This is a genomic window from Streptomyces sp. NBC_01450 (genome assembly GCF_036227505.1).
In the GTDB taxonomy this organism is placed as follows: Bacteria; Actinomycetota; Actinomycetes; order Streptomycetales; family Streptomycetaceae; genus Streptomyces.
In genome coordinates, this window is the sequence record NZ_CP109481.1 from 1,235,259 (window position 1) to 1,251,055 (window position 15,797).

General features: G+C 67.6%; 18 protein-coding genes. All 18 read left to right on the top strand.

Annotated elements, in window-relative coordinates:
* Positions 1-640: 640 nt before the first annotated feature.
* Positions 641-826, top strand: coding sequence for a hypothetical protein (locus tag OG568_RS54250; RefSeq protein WP_329537417.1), 186 nt, complete (start codon positions 641-643; stop codon positions 824-826).
* Between the two features lie 536 nt (positions 827-1,362).
* Positions 1,363-2,709 (top strand): Nramp family divalent metal transporter, encoded by a 1,347-nt coding sequence (locus OG568_RS54255; RefSeq protein ID WP_329537418.1) that lies wholly within the window; start codon positions 1,363-1,365, stop codon positions 2,707-2,709.
* A gap of 353 nt (positions 2,710-3,062) precedes the next feature.
* A complete protein-coding gene (locus OG568_RS54260; protein WP_329537419.1) occupies positions 3,063-4,448 on the top strand; it encodes an amidohydrolase family protein in 1,386 nt (461 codons plus the stop codon).
* Positions 4,445-5,236 carry an SDR family NAD(P)-dependent oxidoreductase gene (locus OG568_RS54265; protein WP_329537420.1) on the top strand — a complete coding sequence of 264 codons (792 nt, stop codon included), beginning with the start codon at positions 4,445-4,447 and terminating at the stop codon, positions 5,234-5,236. The genes OG568_RS54260 and OG568_RS54265 overlap by 4 nt, the downstream gene beginning before the upstream one ends.
* A 10-nt stretch (positions 5,237-5,246) precedes the next feature.
* On the top strand, positions 5,247-5,564 hold the full coding sequence (locus tag OG568_RS54270; RefSeq protein WP_329537421.1) for an antibiotic biosynthesis monooxygenase family protein: 318 nt from the start codon (positions 5,247-5,249) through the stop codon (positions 5,562-5,564).
* A 512-nt stretch (positions 5,565-6,076) separates the two neighbouring features.
* The gene (locus tag OG568_RS54275; RefSeq protein ID WP_329537422.1) at positions 6,077-6,229 is read left to right on the top strand and encodes a hypothetical protein; all 153 of its coding nucleotides are present in this window, start codon (positions 6,077-6,079) and stop codon (positions 6,227-6,229) included.
* A gap of 108 nt (positions 6,230-6,337) precedes the next feature.
* On the top strand, positions 6,338-7,864 hold the full coding sequence (locus OG568_RS54280) for a sugar ABC transporter ATP-binding protein (RefSeq protein ID WP_329537423.1): 1,527 nt from the start codon (positions 6,338-6,340) through the stop codon (positions 7,862-7,864).
* Entirely contained in the window at positions 7,861-8,856 is a 996-nt protein-coding gene (locus tag OG568_RS54285) for an ABC transporter permease (protein WP_329537425.1), read from the top strand. The genes OG568_RS54280 and OG568_RS54285 overlap by 4 nt, the downstream gene beginning before the upstream one ends.
* 230 nt (positions 8,857-9,086) lie before the next feature.
* Positions 9,087-10,136 (top strand): sugar ABC transporter substrate-binding protein, encoded by a 1,050-nt coding sequence (locus OG568_RS54290; protein WP_329537426.1) that lies wholly within the window; start codon positions 9,087-9,089, stop codon positions 10,134-10,136.
* Positions 10,133-10,384 (top strand): hypothetical protein, encoded by a 252-nt coding sequence (locus tag OG568_RS54295; RefSeq protein ID WP_329537427.1) that lies wholly within the window; start codon positions 10,133-10,135, stop codon positions 10,382-10,384. The genes OG568_RS54290 and OG568_RS54295 overlap by 4 nt, the downstream gene beginning before the upstream one ends.
* A gap of 39 nt (positions 10,385-10,423) precedes the next feature.
* On the top strand, positions 10,424-11,218 hold the full coding sequence (locus tag OG568_RS54300; RefSeq protein WP_329537428.1) for an iron-containing alcohol dehydrogenase: 795 nt from the start codon (positions 10,424-10,426) through the stop codon (positions 11,216-11,218).
* A 223-nt stretch (positions 11,219-11,441) separates the two neighbouring features.
* Positions 11,442-11,822, top strand: a complete 381-nt coding sequence (locus tag OG568_RS54305; RefSeq protein WP_329537429.1) for a nuclear transport factor 2 family protein — start codon at positions 11,442-11,444, stop codon at positions 11,820-11,822.
* Between the two features lie 170 nt (positions 11,823-11,992).
* Positions 11,993-12,175, top strand: coding sequence for a hypothetical protein (locus OG568_RS54310; protein ID WP_329537430.1), 183 nt, complete (start codon positions 11,993-11,995; stop codon positions 12,173-12,175).
* A gap of 113 nt (positions 12,176-12,288) precedes the next feature.
* Positions 12,289-13,365: a VOC family protein gene (locus OG568_RS54315; RefSeq protein ID WP_329537431.1), complete on the top strand. Its 1,077-nt coding sequence runs from the start codon at positions 12,289-12,291 to the stop codon at positions 13,363-13,365.
* 31 nt (positions 13,366-13,396) lie between these two features.
* Positions 13,397-14,383: a fumarylacetoacetate hydrolase family protein gene (locus tag OG568_RS54320; RefSeq protein WP_329537432.1), complete on the top strand. Its 987-nt coding sequence runs from the start codon at positions 13,397-13,399 to the stop codon at positions 14,381-14,383.
* A 117-nt stretch (positions 14,384-14,500) separates the two neighbouring features.
* Positions 14,501-14,905: a GlcG/HbpS family heme-binding protein gene (locus OG568_RS54325; RefSeq protein WP_329537433.1), complete on the top strand. Its 405-nt coding sequence runs from the start codon at positions 14,501-14,503 to the stop codon at positions 14,903-14,905.
* Positions 14,906-14,928: 23 nt separating this feature from the next.
* On the top strand, positions 14,929-15,558 hold the full coding sequence (locus OG568_RS54330; protein ID WP_329537434.1) for a VOC family protein: 630 nt from the start codon (positions 14,929-14,931) through the stop codon (positions 15,556-15,558).
* The gene (locus tag OG568_RS54335) at positions 15,555-15,797 is read left to right on the top strand and encodes a hypothetical protein (protein ID WP_329537435.1); all 243 of its coding nucleotides are present in this window, start codon (positions 15,555-15,557) and stop codon (positions 15,795-15,797) included. Before OG568_RS54330 ends, OG568_RS54335 begins: the two co-directional genes overlap by 4 nt.

Genomic DNA, 15,797 nt, shown 5'->3' on the forward strand with positions numbered 1-15,797 from the left:
CACCTTCCTGACGTCCAGGGACTCCCGGGCGCCAGATCAGCTCACTGTCGAAGCCGACCACTCGGTCTCGACCGAAATCCGATCACCCTCTGCGGTGAAGCCGATCGGGATGAGACCCGCGGATATCGCCGTCGGCGCGCAGTCCCCGTCGCCGTGCACGTCGGTCGGGCAAGCTTGTCAGAATGCGAAGTCACTGGCGACGAATTATTGACGGCAAAGTAGAATAGTGCCACGCTGATGTTGCCACAGTGGCTCGATGAGGAGGGTGGCATGGCGTCGACTCCGCCCCCGCGAAGTCGCTCGACAGCAGATTCGGCGCTCCGTGGTGCACGCCGATCGGCGGCTCGCAGTTGTCGATCACGTCTTCTGTCCGCCATCGAGTATCAGATCGAGCAGGATGCTCCCCCGCCTGGCGCGGAGCGCCTACCGACAAGTGGACTCAGTAGTGTTTTCAGCAGTCTCGACCATGTGCTCTCGGCACCGAGGTGACAAGGTCGGTTCACATCTTCACCGGCACCGCCGCCCGCGGAGAGCGCTCCGTCGGCGCCGGGAGGATGCGTCCCGCAGCCCTCCGATCCCGAGGTAGGCAAGCATGTCGTCAACGCCTAACCGTGCAGCCGAACCCGCTCTCCTGCAGCGATTGATCTCGGAAACGCTCTGGGAGATCAGAAAGGCGACCACCGCCCGGGACGAACAGGCGGTGCGCCTCGCCGAACGCGAGATGACAGCGCTTCTCGACCAGCTCGCCGGCTGCATGATCGTCGACGACGGTGCCGACTGGAAAGCGGGGATCCAGAGCGCCGACTTCATCGAATCGAACACATAAGCGCATAACTGGCAGCATGATTGAGTGGAGGCGGAGAAGGCATGGTCAACACGGCACCTTTGGAGCAGCTGCTCGGCCGGCTCTCGGTCTTCGGTGCCATCGCAATCCTGGAAATCGCCTTGCTCCTGCTTGCCAGTCGCTACGTCGAACCCTCCGTCGTTCCAAGGCGGTTCGTCCGCCGAGCTCAGTGGTGGAGCACCCACGGGCGTGCCGCTCTCGCATACGCCGTCGTCCTCACTCTTGGTTCACTCGCGGGCTTGGCGGCGGTTCACGCCTGACCCCCTCACCAAACCCTTTGGCGTCCACGCCTGTCACTGCCATTGACGCTCTGCCGAGTGTCGTCCACCGACGCCTGCCGCTGACGGCGGAGACGTAGGCGGTCGAAGAGGCCATCGGGAATCGCGGTGCGATTTATTCGCCCGAGATCGGCGATCCGGCGGAGGGGTCGCCCCGGCCGTCGTCGTAGCTGGTCATGCAGTTCCCCACGCCCCTTCAGGGCGCGTCCCCCCACTCTGGACAAGGAGAGCAGCGGCATCATGGCAGCCGAACCGCCCCCCGCCCGCTTCGGGCAACTCGATCCCCCAGCCCTCGCCCATACGGAGCCACCCAGCCGCACGCCGGGAGAACGACGCCCCCGACTCCGCTCGGGACTGTCGTACACCCTCCTTGGTCCGGCCTTCGTGGCCGCGATCGCGTACGTCGATCCCGGGAACTTCGCCACCAACGTGCAGGCCGGCGCCACCTTCGGGCCGCTGCTGCTATGGGTGCTGCTCACGGCGAACGTCGTGGCGATGCTGCTGCAGTACCTGTCTGCCAAGCTCGGCGTCGCCACCGGGAAGAGCCTGCCGGAGCTGTGTCGTGTCCGGTACCGCAGGCCGGTGGTGTGGGGGCTGTGGGTGCAGGCGGAGGCGGTCGTCGTGATGACCGACCTCGCGGAGGTGGTGGGAGGGGCCATTGCCCTCCATCTGCTGTTCGGCCTTCCGCTGTGGCTGGGGGGCGTGGTCGTCGGGGCGGTGTCGCTGCTGCTGCTGCCGATGCGCGGGCGCGGTCGGCGCCGCTTCGAGGTGCTGATGGCGGCGGGCCTGGCCTGTCTGCTGGGGCTGTTCCTCGGACAAGTGCTCGGCGCCGGCACTCCGTTGGCCACGGCCGCCGACGGGCTGATGCCGGGGCTTTCGGGGACCGAGAGCGTGGTGATGGCCGGGGGGATCGTCGGTGCCACGGTCATGCCGCACGTGATCTATCTGCACTCGGCGCTCACGAGCGATCGCTACAGCCTGTCTCTCGCGGCCGGAACCGACGGTCCGCCCGACGACCCGGACCGACCACTGCGCCGCCGCCTGCTGCGCCACGTACGCGCCGACGTCCTGATCGCGATGGGCCTCGCGGGCGCCGTGAACGTGGCCCTGCTGGTGTCGGCGGCGACCCTGTTCCACCCAGGTGCCCCCGAGGCCGCCGACTCGCTGGGCGCGGCGCACGACGCGTACGGGCGGCTCGTCGGCCCGGTGGCCGCCCTTGCCTTCGCGCTCGCCCTGCTTGTGTCGGGCCTCGCGGGAACCAGCGTGGGCATGTACGCGGGCGAGGTGGTGATGGGCGGCTTCCTCGGCCGCCGGATCCCCGTACTGCTGCGCAGGCTGCTCACCATGACACCCGCGATCGTGGTGCTCGCCGCCGGCGCCGGTCCCACGGAGAGCCTGGTGTTCAGCCAGATCATCCTCTCCTTCGGCATCCCGTTCGCACTGATCCCGCTGGTTCTGCTCACCCGGGACGCCGGTGTCATGGGGCGCTGGGTCAACCGGCGCGCGACCACGTGGGGGGCGTGGGCCATCAGCGCGACCGTGGTGGCCTTGAACGTGGCGCTTTTGGTGAGTCTGTTCGGCGGTTGAGCGCCCACTGGCCGTGTACGGAAACGGTGGCCTCCCCTTGTTCGTTACGACGATCACGTCTAAGATTCAACGTGATCGTAATCAATTACTGGCGAGCATTCCGAACCCTGAAACACTCGCGAGCTGCCGCCGTTGATCAAACCCGACGACCGTCGTATGCAAACCGGTGGAGATGGTCGAGCGTCCAATCCCGGCCACGGTCAAGCTGGTCCAGCTCGGATGGCGACGTTCCTGCACACCCTCGAGGCCACCGAGACGGACCTCGGGCCCGTGAGGATGTGTTGTCGGCGGCGGTCTCGGCACCGATACGTCGCTCCGCCGGATCTGACCACCTCGAGGAGGGGACGCTCCACATGTCCGAGACCACGACAAAGATAGCCAACGCGCGGTACGCCATCACGGTCGACGAGAGACGACGCATCATCCGGGACGCATCCATTGTGATCCGCGGCAATCGCATCGTCGCCGTCGGGCGGGCGGCGGACCTCGCAGATGTCCCGGCCGACCGGGTCATCGATGCCACACGCATGGTCGTGACCCCCGGTTTCGTCAATACCCACGACCACCTGTACCCCCAACTCATGCGCGGTCTGTTTCCCGACACGATGATCGGTGCGCCGTACATCCGCGATAGCTGCGCGCTGCGCCGGTCGATGAGCGAGGAGGAGCAGTATGTGAGCACCCTGTCGGCGCTGGCCGAGCACCTCGTCAACGGAACGACGTGCGTGGTGAACCCTGGCGACGCGGAGCGCGTCGATCCCGCTGTCCAGGCCTACCAGGACAGCGGCGCCAGGGTGATCGTCGGACGGTGCGTCACCGATCGCCCGGACATCAGCCACACTCCCGTGATGTCGACCGAGGACGCGCTCGCTGATCTCGAATCCACGGTTCGCACCTACGACGGCCGGTGCAACGGCCGCGTTCGGGCCTGGGTGATGCTCTCCTACGGAGTCGGCCCCTGTAGCCCGGAACTCCTGACCGGAGCCAAGCGGTTGGCCGACGAGCTGGGGACGGGCCTCACGTTTCACCAGTCGGCCCGCCAGGCGCAGGTGGACGACTCGATCAAGGCGTACGGGATGCGGCCGATCGAGTACCTCGCCGAGGTGGGGGCCCTCGGCGACAATGTGCTGCTCGGACACGCGGTCGCCCTCGACGAGCACGAGATCGACCTCATGGCGCGGACCGGCACGAGGGCGGCGCAGTGCCCCGTACCGTCGTTGCGCCTGGGCTTCGGCACGACCAGGATCGGTAAGCTCCCCGAGCTGCTCGACGCCGGGGTTGTCGTCGGCCTCGGAACCGACAGCCCCGACTTCGCGTCCACCGACCTGCTGCGTACGGTGTTCCTCGCCGCCACGTTGTACAAGGACGCCCGGCAGGACACCAACCTGATTCCGGCGGAGACGGCTTTCGAGATGGCGACGATCCGCGGCGCGGAAGCCGTTGGCCTCGCGCAGGACATCGGCTCGATCACCGTCGGTAAGAAGGCCGACCTCGTGCTGTTCGATACCGATCGGCCGGAGTGGAGCCCGCTGCTCAACCCCGTCAACACGCTGGTCTACAACGCTGACGGCAGAAGCGTTCACACGGTTCTGGTCGATGGACGCACCGTCGTCGAGGCCGGGAAGCCCACGTTCACCGATCAGGCGTCCCTCGTGTCGCGGCTCCAGCAGGCGTCGGAGTCGCTGATCGGGCGGACGGGCGTCGAGGTGGCCGCACCCCGCTGGCCGGTGGAGTCATGAGCGAGCGATCCGGACGCCGCGGGATCGGCCGCGACCTCGCGGGCACGGCGGTGCTGGTCACGGGCGCGAGCAGTGGGATCGGCGAAGCCGCGGCGCGCGCTCTGGCCGCGCGCGGGGCCGCCGTTGCGCTGGTCGCGCGCCGCGCAGAGCGCCTGGAGCGTCTCGCCGGCGAGATCGAGGCCGCCGGCGGCCTAGCGGTCGCACTCGCCGCCGATGTCACGGACGGGGACGCGGCAGCTGACGTCGTCGCTCGCGCCGTCGATCGGTTCGGTCGCCTCGACACCGTCGTCGCCAACGCGGGTGTCATGCTTCTGGGCCCGGTCGAGCACGCCGAGGTCGCCGACTGGGAGCGGATGGTCTCCCTCAACGTCATGGGATGCCTCTACGTCGCTCGGGCGGCCCTGGGTGAACTCCTGCGTGCGGCGCGGCAGTCGGCCGACAAGGTGGCCGATCTCGTGCTGGTCTCGTCGATCGCGGGTCGCCGAGCGGACGCCGGGTCCGCCGTGTACAACCTGACCAAGCACGGCGTCGGCGCCTTCGCCGAGGCCCTGCGCCAGGAGGTCACCCAGCGCCACGTGCGTGTGTCGGTCGTCGAGCCCGGCCCCGTGACCACGGAACTCACCAGTCACCTTTCGCCGGAGCTCCGGGCACGCGCGGACGAGCGCTGGCGAGACGTGACGGTCCTCGATGCCGACGACATCGCTGACGCGATCGAGTACATCGTCACCCGGCCGAGGCACGTCGCCGTCAACGAACTGGTGGTGCGTCCAAGTGAGTCGGTCTTCTGAGGAGGCAGCGGTGATCATCGAACGGGCGACGTTTCGCATCCGTGCCGGGGAGGACGACGCGTTCCAGGGTTCGTTCCGTGAGGCGGTGCGCGTCATCTCCGACGCCGACGGCTTGAGGTCGGTCCGCCTGGCGCGGGGCGTCGAGCACCCTGGGACTTACCTCGCTCTGCTGGAGTGGGACTCGGTAGACGACCACATGCGTTTTCGCTCGTCAGAGTACTTCGAGACCTGGGCGGGGCTGCTTCGCCCGCACTACGCGGCGGCGCCCGACGCGGAGCACTACGCGGTCGTCGTCGAGACGCACCCGAGCGAACGGCATGACGCGTGAGGTCCTGGTGACAGCCGCCGTCGGCAATGTCGCCCGAGAGGTCTTCCCGGCGCTCGCCCGAGCGGGGATCGAGGTTCGGGGACTGCGGGCGACCGGGGACCACGACGGGCAGGCGCAGTGGCTCGGAGCGCATGAGGTCGTGGTCGGAGACCTGCGGTCGCGCACCGACATCGAGAAGGCCGTCGCGGGCGTCGATGCCGAGTCTTCCATGTCTGCCCCGGTGGCTTTGCGCTCTGGGGGCGGCAGATCGGCGCCGAGGTCATCGGCGTCGCGATCGACCAAGGCGTCAGCGAGGTTGTCTTCAGCACCCTGCTGCATTCGATCGTCAGCGACCTCCTCCAGCACGCGACGAAGCGCGACGCCTACGGTCTCGAGACCCGTCACGGCGCGGTCGACCTGACCGATGTCGCTCAGGTGGCCGTTCAGGTGCTCTCCGATCGAGGCGCGCACCGGCATGCGCACTACGAGCTCTGCGGTCTGCCGAACAGCTTCGGCGCCATGAGCCGGCCGCGGTGGTGTCCGGCGTGTGCGGCAAGGCGGTCACGATCAAGCCGGTCGCCGTACGCGAGTACATGCGGATTTGGGGACGTGAACGCTCCGCGCCGATCGCCGCGGCGCACGGGCCCAACTTGCTCCGCTGGCTGCTCGGGCGGGAGCCGCCGTAGTCGCGCCAAAACACGGTCCTTTACGATCAAGTCGAAAATCGTACGCTTCTGTTGACATGTGCGCCCGCGCTTCCTACGGTCGCCTGACATGGACTCAAGGAGGACGCCATGGGGCCTCAATCAGGCAGCCCTGCGACTCACGTCGCCATCCGGGATGTCGTCAAGCGGTATCCGGGCGTCTTGGCCTTGGACCGTGTGACCGTCGATGTGCGTCGGGCGACCGTCCACGCCCTGGTCGGCGAGAACGGTGCCGGCAAGTCGACGTTGGGGAAGATCGTCGCGGGAGCGGTGGTCCCTGACGGCGGGACCATCAACGTGGGCGGCGAGCCGGTCTCGTTCCACTCACCGCGAGACGCGCTGAGCAGCGGCATCGCTCTCGTGCATCAGGAGATCTCGCTCGTGCCGGGGCTCAGCGTCGTCGACAACGTCTTCCTGGGGATAGAGCCCGGCCACGCCGGGTTCGTGGATCGGCAGGCTCAGCGGCGACGGCTGAGGGGCCTCTGCGACGAGACGGGCTTCTCGTTGGAAGCCGACCGTCCGGTGCGAGAGCTGCGGCTGGGCGAGCAGCAGAAGGTGGAGATCATCCGCGCCCTCGCGCGAGGTGTCGAGCTGATCGTCTTCGACGAGCCGACCGCGGCGCTCACCCGCGAGGAGGCCGAACAGCTGCACGGCGTCATACGCACGCTGCGGGATCGGGGCACCACCGTGATCTACGTATCGCATTTCCTCGAGGAAGTGCTGGCCATCGCAGATGCGGTCTCCGTGCTGAAGGACGGCCACCTCGTGCGTACCGCTCCGGCGGCACAAGAGACCGTCGACTCGCTCATCACCGGCATGCTGGGCCGATCGCTGGAGGCGACGTTTCCTCCCAAGCGTCGTGTTCCTCCTGACGCCCCGGTCGTCCTGCGCGCGAACAACGTCACGCGTCGCGGCGTGATCGAGGACGTGTCGTTGACCGTTCGCGCGGGCGAGATCGTCGGGGTGGCGGGCCTCGTCGGCAGCGGTCGTACGGAGCTGGCCAGAGTGCTCTTCGGCGCCGACCCGCGAAGCGCGGGGCACGTCGAGGTCGCTGGACGCGCCGTGCGCATCCGCAGCCCGCGTGAGGCGGTCGAGCACGGCGTCGCGTTGGTGCCGGAGGATCGCAAGGGCCAAGGGCTCGTCCTGCAGGGAACGGTCCTGGAGAACATCACCATGGCGGGCCTGAACAGCTTCACGAGGCTGGGGTTCATCCGGACGGCACCTGAGGCAGCGGCGGCGGGCAGCATCGCCGAGCAAGTCGAGCTCCGGCCCCCGCAACTCGATCGCCCGGTGGCGACCCTCTCAGGGGGCAACCAGCAGAAGGTCGTGTTCGCCCGGTGGCTGTCTTGCCGACCCGCCGTCCTTATCGCCGACGAACCGACGCGCGGCGTCGACGTGGGCGCCAAGCGGACCCTGTACGAACTGCTGCAATCTTTGGCCGAGGAAGGAATGGGCGTGCTTCTGATCTCGAGTGAACTGGAGGAGCTCACTGGCCTGGCGCATCGCATCGTGGTGATGCGCCAGGGGCGACTGGTGAGCGAGCTGCCGGGAGATGCCGACGAGGCGCAGTTACTGTCGGCGGCGTTCGGCGAGAGCCACCGTGAGGTGACGGCATGAACGACGTCCCGGTCGACGATCCCGGTCTGGCTCGCGCGCCTCGTTCATGGGGACGCCCCTCCGCTCCCAGCATCGGTGACATCCGCAACCTCGGCGTTCTCGTCACGCTCGCGGCGCTGTTCGTCGTGTTGTCGCTGACGTCGGACGCGTTTCTGACCGAGCGCAACCTCCTGAACATCCTGGAGCAGTGGGCGCCGATCGGCATCCTGGTGCTCGGGGGCGCGGTCGTCATCATCACGGGCGGCTTCGACCTTTCGGTCGGCGCGATGTACGCACTGGCCGGCGTCGTATCCGTCGTGGTGGCTCAGCACACCGACGTCGTGCTCGGCGTGCTGGCGGGAGTCGCCACAGGCACCGCTTGCGGTCTGGTCAACGGCGCGCTGGGGACCTTCGCGCGGATGAACGTGTTCGTGGCGACGCTGGGCAGCTCGATCGTGTTCGCCGGTCTGGCGACGCGCGTCAGCGACGGCAGCATCCAGGCGGTCGACGATGCGGGCTTCGGGTTCGCCAACGACAAGTTCCTGGGGATCGCCGTGTCGATCTGGATGTTCCTCGCAGCGATTGTCGCGTGCTCGATCTACCTGCGACGCACCAGTTACGGACGTCGCACTTTCGCGATCGGCGGGAACGTCGAGGCGGCGCGACTGGCCGGCGTCCGCGTGTTCTCGGTGCGGATCTGCGCATTCGCGATCGCCGGCCTGGGGGCGGGGCTCGGAGCGGTGATCGTCGCGAGCCAGAGCCTCAGCGCGGATGGGTCGAGCTTCACCGGCGTCCAGTTCAACGCCTGGACGGCCATGCTGATCGGCGGAAACTCGCTCGCGGGTGGCGAGGGCGCGGTCTGGCGGGCCGTGGTCGGCGTCCTGATCCTCGCGCTCGTGAACAACGGCTTCAACCTGCTCGGCGTCGATCCGCTGTGGCAGCAGGTGCTGACCGGGGTGATCCTGCTCGCGGCCCTCGGACTCGACGCTCTGGTCCGCCGGAAGCGGAGCTAGTGCCGCGACAGGCAACGTTCGCCCCGTCGCGACGCCCGGCACGCCCTCTCGCCGCACCGGCCGAAAGCCCAAGTACGTCCAGTACGAGGACTTCCGGCCGGCACGCCGAGAGCACGCACCGGACGCCGCTCCTTGACGGGCAAACGTTGCCTGCCGCGGCACTAGTGCCCCCAACTCGGGGCTCGCTACTGCGCGCACTGCTCACATCGACAGAAAGACGAGAGCCTGACATGAAGAGATCAACGGGCCGCAGGCTGCGCTCGTGGTGGCTGGTCTGCGCCAGCGTCACGACGATGTCGCTTGCCGTCGCCGCGTGCGGCAACAGCGAAGACAGTTCGTCGGCGTCGTCGGGTGGCACTGGCGGCAAGGGGAGCAAGGATCCGGTTTCGATAGCGCTGCTGGCGTCGTCCGGCGCGTCCTACTCGCAGGCGGAGAACAAGGGCGCTGAGGCAGTGGCGAAAGCCGCGGGCGGTAGCGTCACCGTGTTCACGGCGGACCTCGATCCGCAGAAGCAGATGACCCAGTGCAAGGACGCCATCGCCAGCGGGAAGTACAAAGGCATCCTCATCGAGGCCGTGTCAAGCGCCGCCGCAGTGCCGTGCGCCAAACTGGCGGCCGCGGCCGGCATCAAGGTCGTCGGACTGTCCAACCCGATCGGGCCGAAGCTCCAGGTGCCGATCCAGGTGCCGGAGGTCTCGGGCCAGGTCGTGCAGGACCATGACAAGGTCGGACGCACTGCCGGTCGTATGGTCAAGGACGTCTGCAAGGACAAGGACCCGTGCCAGGTCGTGTTCATGATCGCCGTTCCGGGCTTCCCGGCCTCGGAGGCGTACAAGGCCGGCCTCAATGAGGAGATAGAGAGCGCACCGAACATCAAGATCGTCCAGACCTACCCGACCGGTTACGGCGATCTGTCCAAGGCCAAGGCCGCTCTGCAGGACGCGCTCGTGAAGTACCCGAAGCTCAGCGTGGTGACCTCCGACGCCGACTGGCTCGGAGGCGCCGAGCAGCTCGTCAAGGACGAGGGCCTCACCGACCAGGTGACCTTCATCGGAACAGGCGGCTCCAGGGTCGGCACCGACGCGGTCAGGAGCGGTGCCCAGTACGGGGACATCCCGTATCTGCCGCGCACGACGGCCGGTGTCGCGACGAAGATGCTGATCAAGGCGGTGCGGGGAGAGAAGCTCGACGAGCCCGCGATCGATGCGGTGACATTGAGTCCGTTGGGCCGCATCGGCATCGTCAAGAAGACCGCGGAAACGTTCAAGGCGCAGTGGTGAGCACCGCACTGACCGCGGCGAGTGACGCGTACCCGATGGACGGTGTCCGCGGCGACTTCACCTGGTTCGACAACGAGCGTGTGATCCGATTCGGGCGTGACGCTCTGCGGAACGTCGAGTCGCTGTTGCGCGACCATGGTTTCGGGCGCTACGCGCTCTTGACGACAGAGCGCGCGGTGGCTTCGGCACCTCGGGTCTGTGATGGCGCCGCCGTGATCCTCCACGTGCCACAGGGGGCGGTGCCCTAAGCCGCCGCCGTGCGCCCGGAGGTTGGAGGACTGCCCCTCGTGGCGCTCGGCGGTGGCCGCGTCATCGATGTCGCCAAGGCCATCTCCGCAGTGGACGGTCTGCGATGTGCGGCGATCCCGACGACGTTGTCGGGGGCGGAGATGGCCCGCGGTCACCGGATGCCTGCGGGGATACCCGAACCTCCGCCCGTCGCCACGCCCTACTGGAGCTGGTGCCGCCGGCCGAGCCTGGTCATCGCCGACCCCGTGCTGATGGCCTCGCAGCCGATGCCGGATCTCGCCGCCGGCGCGATGAACTCGATGGCGCATGCGGCGGAGGCGTTGTGGTCGAGCTACGGCAATCCCGTGGCCGACGACGCCGCGCTGCGCGCCGTCGGGCTGGTGTCCCGCTCGCTGCGGGCACCGGGCGTCGACCGCGACGGAATTGCGCTGGGAGCGTTGTTGGCCGGCTTCTCGGTGGCCAACTCCCATATCGCGTTTCACCATGCGCTCTGCCAAATGCTTGCGCGCGTGACGGGAGCGTCGCATGCGCACGGAAACGCGGTGATGCTGCCCCATTCACTGCGCGCCATGGAGGACCGGGAGCCTCGGGCGCTTGCGCGTTTGTCCTGCGCGTTGGGTTGCTCCACCGACGCCCCCGCCGAGGCCGTGTCATCCATCGCAAGCTTGGCGGCGATGGTCGGCCCGACGACGCTGGCGGGGATCGGCGTTCGCCATGACCAGCTCGACGACATCGCCGAGGCGGCGATGGGCCGGCCCGAACTGGCGAACATGCGTCGGCCGTTCACGGCGCCGGAGATACGCAGGCTGCTGGAAGACGCCTACGGATCTTGACGGTTGCGTCGAATCCGCCCTCCGGGTCCCACACTGCGGTCCTGGACCGGGACAAGGGCGCCAGCCACGATCCAAGTTCACGTTCCGCTCGTCGCGCATGCCGATCCGTATCTGGATGCGGTCGCTTCGGCGCTCTTGTAGCGATCCGCAGCCGGAGAGCGGCAGAACCAAGAACTGCCGCCCCTTTTCGACCCATGTCCGATTCCGGCTTAAGGAGGCCAAGGTGCATCCCACCCATGACGACATCATTGAAATCGAACAAGTTCTGTCCCTCTGGGGGCATGTTCTGGACGACAGAGCGTGGAAACGACTTGGTGAGTGCCTCACGGAGAACGCGATCTATGACGCCAGCGTGTTCGGGTTCGAGCCTGTCCAGGGCATCGACGTGATCGAGGCCATGCTGCGGAACGGCGAACACGCGGTCGCCCATCACGTCACGAACATCCTCGTGATCCCCGACGGCACCGAGGTGACGCACGTCAAGTCCAAGGGCCTCGGGATCCTGCGCGACGGCACCGTGAGCAGTGCCACGTATCACGACGACATGGTTCGCACCGCCAGCGGCTGGCGCGTTGCCAAACGAACGCTTGCGCGCTTGGGCTAGTGCTGCCCGATACCGCAAAGACGATGGCTTTGCACCACGCCACCGAACAGAGTTCCGTGCGCTCCAACTGCGCTCGCTTCCACAGTCGCGGCACGGCATGCACCGCGGCTGTCCAGGCCTGTATCGAAGTCACAAGCGAAGAATAATTGACTCTCACGTAGAATAGTGACATGATGGCGTGGCCACGGTGGCTCGACGAAGAGGGTGGCATGGTGTCCATGGAGGCTTCTTCCAGCCGGACGGCGACGCTCACCTTCAGCCCACCCCGGGCTGCCATGGCCGGCACCGACGCGGCGCGGGCCACCTTCGCTCGCACCTTCACGCTCGACGCGGACTCCTCGTCCGCCCTCTGAGCTGCGCCTTGCCAAGGCGCACGTGGACTCGGGCTGGACGATCCGAAGTCGCCCCGCCCGGTCCACCCCTCGCCGCGTCCGATGCGGTCACGAATTGAGCGCGATCTACCGACGTGGATCCGGGAACCCACGTCAAACCAGATTGTCAGATTACGCAATGTTTATGTCGAAAAGGCAACTCAGGCTGGTTATCGGCCGAGGAGGTCAAGGTGTCCCTTATCGGTATTGAGCGAGTGAACTACTTCGCGCTCAACGCGAAGGATCCCGAGGTGGCGGCGAAGTTCGCGGTCGAGCGGCTCGGGTTCACCCTCGAGCATGCGGCGTCAGACGGCACGCACTACTTGAGCGCGCACGGGCTGGACCGCTATTCGCTGGTGTACAAGCCGGGTGAGACCCATGGCCTGCACCATGTGAGCTACGTCGTCAGTGACGAGCAGGTGCTGGACCGGGCCGGGGAGCGCCTCGCTCGCGCCGGGGTCGAGGTGACCCGGCACATCGATCGCGAGTGGGAGTCCAAGCCGGCTCTGCGGTTTCAGACCCCGGCTGGTCATCTCATCGAGCTGACCACCGGACTGCACACCGAAATCCCGGTTGCCCACCTCGTCGAGGCGCCGAAATCGGGCGGCCCGAAGCCGGTGGTGGCCGACCACATCGGTCTCGGCGCCGCCGATTTCGAGGCCGAGGACAAGTTCGCCAGGGAGGTGCTGGGTCAGCTGCAGTCGGGCAGGGTCATGGCAGGCGACGTACAGATCATGTCGTTCATGCGCTCGCCCGGCCGATACCTGTACCACGACCTCGTCGTTGTCCGCACGCCCGAAGCCAGGGTGCATCACCTCCAGTTCAGCCTCAAGAACCTCGACCAGTTCTACGAGACGGCGGAAGCGCTGCGGGCCAACGACGTGGAGATCGAGTGGGGTCCGCTGCGGCACGGTACAGCGCACAACGTCGCCATGTACTTCCGGGACGCCGAGGGCTACTGGGTGGAGTACTCGGTGGACGAGGAGATCATCCTGCACGATCCGACGTACGTGCCGCGCACCTGGAACGTCACCGACAGCCACGCCGTGGACGAGTGGAACACCGGGCAGCCCCCGGTCGGACTGGTGGGTCCGCCGCCGGCGCCGCCGGCCGACGTTCTTCTCGGCACCGACCTGGACGAGACGTTCAGCAAGGAAGGCGCGCAGTCATGATGCGCCCGACGGACAGGCTGGTGCGGGCGCAGTGAAGCTGGTTCGAGTCGAGGGTTCACGGACCGGGCTCGTCGTGGATTCGGCCGGAACGTCCTATGTGGTCGATCTCGCCGGGTCCGCGAGTGCGCTCGACGACGGCCCGGCCGAAGCGATCAAGGCGTTGTTCCCCGGTGGATCGCAGAGCTGGCTCCCGATGATCGGGGCGTGGCCCTCGGTGCGCGGCGCGCTGCTCACCCTCCTCGAGCTGGTCCAGGACGATCTCGACCGCGGCCGGAACCGGCTGGGAGCCCGTCCCCTGGCGGAGGTTCCGCTGGATCCTCCGCTGCCGGATCCGGCGTCGCGGATCTTCGCCATGGGCGGCAACTTCCCGATGCACACGGACAGGATGGCGGCGCGGATCGAGCTGCCCGAGTCGTTGGTGTCGGGCACCGCCGAAGACACGCCGCCGTGGGGCTTCTATGTGATCCCGGGAACCGTGGTGGGCCCGGGCGCGATCGTCACCCCACCGGAGGGCACGGCGAAGCTGGACTACGAGGCCGAGGTCGGCGTCGTGCTGGGCGGGGCCGAGCATCCCCAGGGCAGTGACCGCGTCTCGTTGTGGGGTTATACGGCGTGGAACGACTTCAGCATCCGGGACGACGCGCTCGGGCTGTCCAGAATCGATCACGGTCCGCTGACCTGGTCGTTGGTGAAGAACTTCCGGACGGGGAATAGCTGCGGTCCCTGGATGGTCGTCGACGAGGCGATCGACGTCACCGATCTGAGGATCCGCTGCCGTGTCAACGACGAGCTCAGGCAGGACGGGACCACCGCGGACATGCGGTACTCCTTCGGCCGGATCGCGGCGCACATCTCGCGGTTCGTCCCACTCGGCAGCGGGGACATGATCCTTTCCGGTACGCCCGGGGGCACCGCCATGGAGGACGGGCCGGACGGCGCGTTCCTGCGGGACGCCGACGAGGTCGAGGTCGTAGTGGACGGGGTCGCACCGCTGCGCAACACCGTGAAGATGAGTTGAGGGCTCCCCCCTGACCGGCGAGGACAGCCGCCCTCGCCGCCGGACTCGTCACCGGGTGCACCGCCCGGTCTTCGCAGCCGGCCGACTCCCCGTCGCAGAAGGAAAGGAAGAACAACCGTGTCCCATGTCGTAACCGGGCTCCGGCTGACCGAACAGGCGACACTGACGATACTCAACGCGGCCGTGGAAGAGGCCCGCAAGCGCGAAGCCCCGGTGGCGATCGCCGTCGTCGACACGAGTGGCCAACTGCGGGCCTTCGTCCTCATGGACGATGCGGTGCCGTTCGCCCAAGAGGTCGTCCCCAAGAAGGCTCGCACTGCGGCCTATGTCGGCTCGCCCACAGGGGAGATGGACCCCGCGCTCGCCGCGCGGCTCGCCGCCGCTGCCACTGACTTCACCGACCTGCGTGGCGGTCTGCCCATCGTGGTCGACGGAGTCGTTGTCGGTGGCATCGCGGCCAGCGGGTCCTCCTCCGACAACGACGTCGCGATCGCGCAGGCCGGCCTGGATGTGTTGACGTAACGGCCCCATAGGGAGGTTCAGAAATGGCTTCGGAACTCGATCACCTTGCCCAAGGCGTCAACCACGCCGCGTTTCCCACGTTCGACCCGGTCGGCACGGTGCGCTTCTACCACGAGATCCTCAAGTTCCCCATCGTCCACTCCGTGTGCGCGGTCGGCTGGGGGCCGTCGGACCATCCCGACTTCGTGCACTTCTTCTTCGACATCGGCAAGGGTGACCGGCTGGCGTTCTTCTACTACTTCGGTCTCGAGCGGTTCGGCGAACCGAGGCAGGACGCATACGCCACACACGGTCCCGAGGTGCCCCGCTTCTTCCGTGACTCCCGGCATCTGGCCATCCATGTCGACTCCGAGGAAGCGCTGGACGAGTACCGCCGGCGCCTGGAGGACAACGGCTGGACGGTCGAGATGCAGGTCAAGCACGAGACCATCGAGTCGATCTACACGCACGACCCGAACGGCTTCATGGTCGAGTTCACCTACCCGACCCGCGAGATGACAAGGGTGGACGACGAGGACGCGGCACTGACCGTGCGGGCACTGCTCGACGTCGTGTCGGGTGACGAGGAGCCGACGCTGTCGAAACTGTGGGCACGCAAGGCGGAACTCATCGTCGCGGGTGTCGCCGCCGACTTGGCGGAGGGAGGCCGGTGATCGAGCTGTACGTGCTCAACGTGCCGGAGTTTCGCGCCTTCATCGACCAGGGCGCGAAGGTCGCGGACGAGGTGCACAACGTCGGCAACTACGTCCAGTTGTGCGGGAAGAAGACCCTGATCATCGACCGCCGCGAGGCCGGTGTCCGGCCTGCGGTCTGGTACAGCGCCATCGGGGCGCTGCGCCACGGCAAAATCGCGCAGTTCGACAGGGATGCGCTCCGCGTCGAACCAGAGTGA

Bases quoted from the DNA above. Each gene is read 5' to 3' on its own strand.
- OG568_RS54255 (WP_329537418.1), top strand. From the start codon at position 1,363: ATGGCAGCCGAACCGCCCCCCGCCCGCTTCGGGCAACTCGATCCCCCA.
- OG568_RS54260 (WP_329537419.1), top strand. From the start codon at position 3,063: ATGTCCGAGACCACGACAAAGATAGCCAACGCGCGGTACGCCATCACG.
- OG568_RS54265 (WP_329537420.1), top strand. From the start codon at position 4,445: ATGAGCGAGCGATCCGGACGCCGCGGGATCGGCCGCGACCTCGCGGGC.
- OG568_RS54280 (WP_329537423.1), top strand. From the start codon at position 6,338: ATGGGGCCTCAATCAGGCAGCCCTGCGACTCACGTCGCCATCCGGGAT.
- OG568_RS54285 (WP_329537425.1), top strand. From the start codon at position 7,861: ATGAACGACGTCCCGGTCGACGATCCCGGTCTGGCTCGCGCGCCTCGT.
- OG568_RS54290 (WP_329537426.1), top strand. From the start codon at position 9,087: ATGAAGAGATCAACGGGCCGCAGGCTGCGCTCGTGGTGGCTGGTCTGC.
- OG568_RS54310 (WP_329537430.1), top strand. From the start codon at position 11,993: ATGATGGCGTGGCCACGGTGGCTCGACGAAGAGGGTGGCATGGTGTCC.
- OG568_RS54330 (WP_329537434.1), top strand. From the start codon at position 14,929: ATGGCTTCGGAACTCGATCACCTTGCCCAAGGCGTCAACCACGCCGCG.